The sequence below is a fragment of the Carnobacterium sp. genome, assembly GCF_032094055.1.
Taxonomy (GTDB): domain Bacteria; phylum Bacillota; class Bacilli; order Lactobacillales; family Carnobacteriaceae; genus Carnobacterium_A.
In genome coordinates, this window is the sequence record NZ_DAMDAK010000001.1 from 43,063 (window position 1) to 45,583 (window position 2,521).

Here is a 2,521-nt window from a genome sequence, read left to right on the forward strand (position 1 = left end):
TTTTTATCCGCTAAACCCATTTGCGAAAAAAGAGATTCAGCTTTATCTACCGCTTCATTTTTTGACATTATTTTTTGCCCAACAGGCGCTTCTATACAATTTTCTATAATCGTTAAATTTGGAAACAATTGATAATCTTGAAAAACCATTCCAATTTGTTTTCTATAGGCCGCTCTCTCTCTTTTAGTCGTATATTCCGCTTTGCCAGCAGTAGAATTTTTGCATAAATAATTGCCGGCAATAGAAATAGAACCTTGATCCGTTTCTTCAAGTCCATTCAACAACCGCATTAAAGTAGTTTTTCCTGTACCAGATTTCCCGATTAATGTCACAATTTCTTTTGCCTTTATTGTAAAGTCAAAGTCTTCGATTACTTTTATCTGATTGAATTCCTTCGAAATGTTTACTGCATTTAATACCATTTTATTTTCACCTCTTTAAAAATCGAATTTTGTTTCAATAAAGTTCAAAGCTACTGTAATGATTCCAGTAAGCAGAAGATAAATGATGCCTACTGCTACAAAGGGAAGCAGTGAAGCATACGTATTAGCTGCAATTTGCCCAGCTCTTAACAACTCACTTAACCCTAAGATGTATACAAGTGACGTGTCTTTTACAAGCGAAATGACTTCATTTCCTATTGAAGGCAGTACGATCCGAAAAACTTGCGGAATAATAATTCGTTTAAATCCTTGAAATTTCCCCATTCCCAAAACTTTGATAGCTTCAAATTGTCCGATAGGAATTGATAAAATTCCTCCTCTAAAAATCTCAGCATAATAGGCTGTATAATTTAATAAAAAGGCTAAAATGGCTGCTGTAAAACGATCAAAAGTTATCCCAATTATCGGAAGGCCGAAGAAAATAACCATCAATTGTAACAACAGCGGTGTCCCACGCATAATATAGATATAGAGCTGAATGATCCATGTCACCCATTTTGGGCCGTAAATTCTGATACAGGCTATCAGAAACCCTAAGGGAATCGTTAAGACAAAGATAATAAAAAATAGTTTTAACGTAGTGGCTAATCCATTTAGTAAAGCTGGCATAATGTCAGTTATTATGTTCATCTTCTTTTTCCCCTTTCGCTACTTTTATTAGTTAGTTAGTTTGTTTTTTTAATAGTCACTAGACTATCGTTTACTCACTCTGCAAACCAATCGCTATAGATCTTGTCATATGTTCCATCTTTTTTGATAGATGCTAATGTTTCGTTCACAGCTTCTTTCAATTTCACATCTGCTTTTCGAAAACCTACTGCATATTCTTCCTCACCAAAGTCCTCATCCAGCACTCGGTAATCGGCATCGGTGTTCTGCTTCATATAATAACGACCAAGCGTTTCGTCTACAACGATCGCGTCAGTTCTGCCAGACTTCAAATCATTGAATACATCATTATTAGAGGGATACTGAATAATTTCGCCATTTTTGAGTGATGGTACAATATTCGATTTATCTGCCATAATGGCATCCACTGCACTCGATCCTTGTTGAGCAGCTAACGTTTTACCTTTTAAGTCTGCTTTCTTTTGAATAGTGCTATTTTTTAAAACAACAATAACTTGACTATTATTTAAATAGGGCTCACTAAAAGCAACTTTTTCTTTACGTTCTTCTGAAATGGTATAACCATTCCAGATCACATCAATATTCCCTGCGTTTATCTCTGTTTCTTTCATAGACCAGTCAATAGTTTGAAACTCAACGGCAATGCCTAACCGTTTCCCAACTTCTTTGGCTAAATCGACATCAAACCCAACAATTTCACCGCTTGAATTGCTATATCCCATTGGAGCAAAGGTATCATCCAATCCCACAACTAACGGACCTTTTTCCATAATCTTATCGGAATTATCTGCTTTAGATGTATTGCTGCTGCATCCTGCTGCTAACATTGCCACTGAACCCAATGCAATCATCATTTTAATCAATTTATTTTTCATGTTAACCTCTCCTTTTTTATTTTTTTGATTATTTTAAATAAAGAAAACAAAAAAAGTCCTTTGCTTTCCTGATCAACAGGAAAACAAAGGACGATAGTTTAAATTATCGTGGTTCCACCTTTTTTTATAGTCTCTTCGCAGAAAACTATCTCATCACGTTCAAAAATACTAAACGCTAGTACGTTAACGGGTACATCCGGGACAGTTTACTAACACCTTAACGCATTCAACTGCCAGCTTAGAGATGTGTGTTCAGAATAGATCTTTGATTGCTCTCACCAACCGCAACCTCTCTTTTAAAGACGCTAATCTTACTTTTTCTCTTCATTGCTTTTGTTTATTTTACAAACTATAGCATAATTAATTTCGTTTGCCAAATATTTTCTTCCAAAAACTTTCTTTTTCTTTTTTAAGGGACATCAGCGGAACGGTTTCACCTAAGATACGTCGTGCCACATTACGGTAACCTTGGGATGCCGGATTTTTAGGGTCTAAAACAATCGGATCTCCTTTATTAGATGAACGAACAACGTCATCATCATCAAAAATAATGCCTAATAAATCTACAGATAA

Annotated in this window: 3 protein-coding genes, 1 pseudogene and 1 other annotated feature; all 4 genes and pseudogenes read right to left on the bottom strand. The window is 35.3% G+C overall.

The genetic code is table 11. The annotated features are described in order from the left end of the window. Positions 1 to 422: ATP-binding cassette domain-containing protein (locus tag RT405_RS00250; RefSeq protein WP_313466701.1), on the bottom strand; the 422-nt coding region annotated here is incomplete at its 3' end. 15 nt (positions 423 to 437) lie between these two features. Further along, positions 438 to 1,073 (bottom strand): amino acid ABC transporter permease, encoded by a 636-nt coding sequence (locus RT405_RS00255; protein WP_313466702.1) that lies wholly within the window; start codon positions 1,071 to 1,073, stop codon positions 438 to 440. Between the two features lie 74 nt (positions 1,074 to 1,147). Further along, the gene (locus RT405_RS00260; protein ID WP_313466703.1) at positions 1,148 to 1,948 is read right to left on the bottom strand and encodes an amino acid ABC transporter substrate-binding protein; all 801 of its coding nucleotides are present in this window, start codon (positions 1,946 to 1,948) and stop codon (positions 1,148 to 1,150) included. Between the two features lie 83 nt (positions 1,949 to 2,031). Beyond that, positions 2,032 to 2,285, bottom strand: a binding site (T-box leader). Between the two features lie 23 nt (positions 2,286 to 2,308). Further along, a pseudogene (locus tag RT405_RS00265) lies at positions 2,309 to 2,521 on the bottom strand (septum site-determining protein MinD); the annotation flags it as partial.